The sequence below is a fragment of the Nostoc sp. 2RC genome, from assembly GCF_014222165.1.
GTDB lineage: Bacteria > Cyanobacteriota > Cyanobacteriia > Cyanobacteriales > Nostocaceae > Nostoc > Nostoc linckia.
The window spans coordinates 1-2,212 of the sequence record NZ_JACKZU010000641.1; the positions used below are offsets into that span (position 1 = coordinate 1).

3 protein-coding genes are annotated in these 2,212 nt (G+C 40.6%); 2 read left to right on the top strand and 1 reads right to left on the bottom strand.

The features are described from left to right. Positions 1-225 precede the first annotated feature (225 nt). Positions 226-630, top strand: coding sequence for a response regulator (locus tag GNE10_RS34070; protein ID WP_099068291.1), 405 nt, complete (start codon positions 226-228; stop codon positions 628-630). 30 nt (positions 631-660) lie between these two features. On the opposite strand, the gene GNE10_RS34075 is transcribed toward GNE10_RS34070, so the two are convergent. Further along, a complete protein-coding gene (locus tag GNE10_RS34075) occupies positions 661-1,560 on the bottom strand; it encodes a cation diffusion facilitator family transporter (RefSeq protein WP_185570444.1) in 900 nt (299 codons plus the stop codon). A gap of 277 nt (positions 1,561-1,837) precedes the next feature. Between GNE10_RS34075 and GNE10_RS34080 the strand changes: the two genes are divergently transcribed. After that, positions 1,838-2,191 (top strand): hypothetical protein, encoded by a 354-nt coding sequence (locus GNE10_RS34080; RefSeq protein WP_099068289.1) that lies wholly within the window; start codon positions 1,838-1,840, stop codon positions 2,189-2,191. Positions 2,192-2,212 lie beyond the last annotated feature (21 nt).

The following is a 2,212-nucleotide window of genomic DNA, read 5'->3' on the forward strand; positions in this document are numbered from 1 at the left end:
ATTTACTTAAATGAATTTAGACATCTCAACAATTTCATCTAGACAAGAATATCAATCTCAAAGAAAAATTAACTGTAACTTGAATAATCTCTCAAAGAGTTGAGTTATTTTCTAGAAAAGTAGGCAGGTTCGCAGTAAAATGACCAATGATGTGGCCACTGAGAAAGTAAAACAAGTAGGTCATTAGCAATTAAGTTTTATTCTATCAACTCGAAGGGAAGTGTTATGGAACCTCCTCTCTCTCTTGCTGGCTTAAACATCCTTGTCGTTGATGATGATGAGGACAGCCGCTTCTACGTAACAACTGTATTGGAGGCAGATGGAGCATCCGTCACAGCAGTTGCATCGGCAGCGGCCGCATTAAAAGCACTCCCTCAATTGCAGCCTGATATCTTGATCTGTGATATCGCTATGCCTAATGAAGATGGTTACACTCTGATTCGCAAAATCAGAACGCTACAACCAGACATTTACGGCAAACTTCCCGCCATCGCCTTAACCGCCTATGGCGATCGCGAGTACCGTAACACCGCCCTAGAAGCAGGCTTTCAGATGCATGTATCTAAACCAGTAGATCCAAGCGAACTAGTGGCGATCGTTGCAAACTTAGTTAATACTTGTAATAATTAATACAAATTATAGTGATTTTTCCTCTACCCTTTATTCCTTGTTTTCAAAGCTAATTTGCTCAGACTTGTATCCTGGTGGTTCCACGTGAATTAAAATTCTCACTGGACGAAACCGTTCTTCTAATAAGCTTTCCACTTGTTCGGTGATCTGGTGGGCGGTTTGTACATCTGGTGCGTCTACAATTAAATGCATTTCAATGAACACTTGACGACCAACAACACCGCGAGAAGCGATATCGTGACAATTGATTACACCAGGGACAGAAGTAGCAATGGCATGGATTACTTCTGGTGCGATCGCCATTTGGTCTACCAGCCAAGGTAAATTTTCTTTTAAAACTGACCACCCGCTCCAAAATACCAACAAAGCCACAGGGAAAGCTAACACCACATCCATCCATTGATAACCAAGCCAAACTCCGATCAAGCCGCCAATTACAGAAATTGTTACCCAAATATCGCTCATGGTGTGTGTCGCATCAGCAATGAGAATCGGGCTACCTACCCGCCTACCCACAGCACGTTCGTAAAACGCAACAAAAATATTTATCCCCAGTACAATCAGTAATAACCACAATTCAGGGAGTGATATTTTCACGAGTTCGCCACCCTTGAGAATTCGCTCAATTGCTCCCTGGAGAATTTCAAAACAAGCTATCCCCAAAAAAGCTGCGATTCCTAATGCTCCCACTGCTTCAAACTTGCTGTGTCCGTAAGGATGCTCGCGATCGGGATGGGGAGAAGAAAATTTACTCGCAATTAATCCTAAAACGTTGTTGGCACTGTCGGTGACACTATGCAAAGCATCAGCTAATAAACTTAAAGAACCCGTCCAGGAGCCAACTATTGCTTTTAATCCCATTACGAACAGGTTGAGTATTAGGGTGATAATTAAAACCTTTCGTACTTCGGCACGGTTATCGGAAATCATAGATTTTTGATCGCATTAAGTTCTATGACTTCTAATGTAAAACTCAAAACATCAATCAACACAAATAAAATTTATCAAACTCTTACAGATTAAGGATTAATTATCTCTTTAACTAAAAATTTTTATTCATTTTATTGATATTTATTATAAATAATTACCGCTACAAAATAGATAAACATTGGTATTAGCTCTGCAAATAAGAGAATATTTTTAGCATTAATATGACTACTTATTCCAGTAACATGAGTAATTACCAATCAGTTTCAATACAAAGCTAATGTCTTCAACTCCTCTAACACTCAACTTAGTTGAAGGTTCTGTGTCCTTCAGTTTTTCTCCCCAAGCAGCACGAGAATTAAAGGCAGCAATAGACCAGTTAATGGAACGCCTCAAGGCTGTCGCTGCTAAACCCACTCCTGGCGGCGCTAAAGCGACTCCCCAACCCCCCCTGGAATATCGTTACACTGGCGAAGTCTTTTTAGAAGTTTTCTGTAATCCAAATATTTGGCCTAGTCCCTTCGCTGCTAAAGTCCTGCTGACTGTTCGTAATATCAACATCCGCATAACTACAGAAGCCGAATTGACTCGCATCATTGATGATATAAATCAGTATTTAGACCAAGTAGGATGAGGGAGATGGGGAGATGGGAAG

What these genes read in the sequence shown, in the direction of transcription:
- GNE10_RS34070 (WP_099068291.1), top strand. Translation starts at nt 226, where the DNA reads ATGGAACCTCCTCTCTCTCTTGCTGGCTTAAACATCCTTGTCGTTGAT.
- GNE10_RS34075 (WP_185570444.1), bottom strand. Translation starts at nt 1,560, where the DNA reads ATGATTTCCGATAACCGTGCCGAAGTACGAAAGGTTTTAATTATCACC.
- GNE10_RS34080 (WP_099068289.1), top strand. Translation starts at nt 1,838, where the DNA reads ATGTCTTCAACTCCTCTAACACTCAACTTAGTTGAAGGTTCTGTGTCC.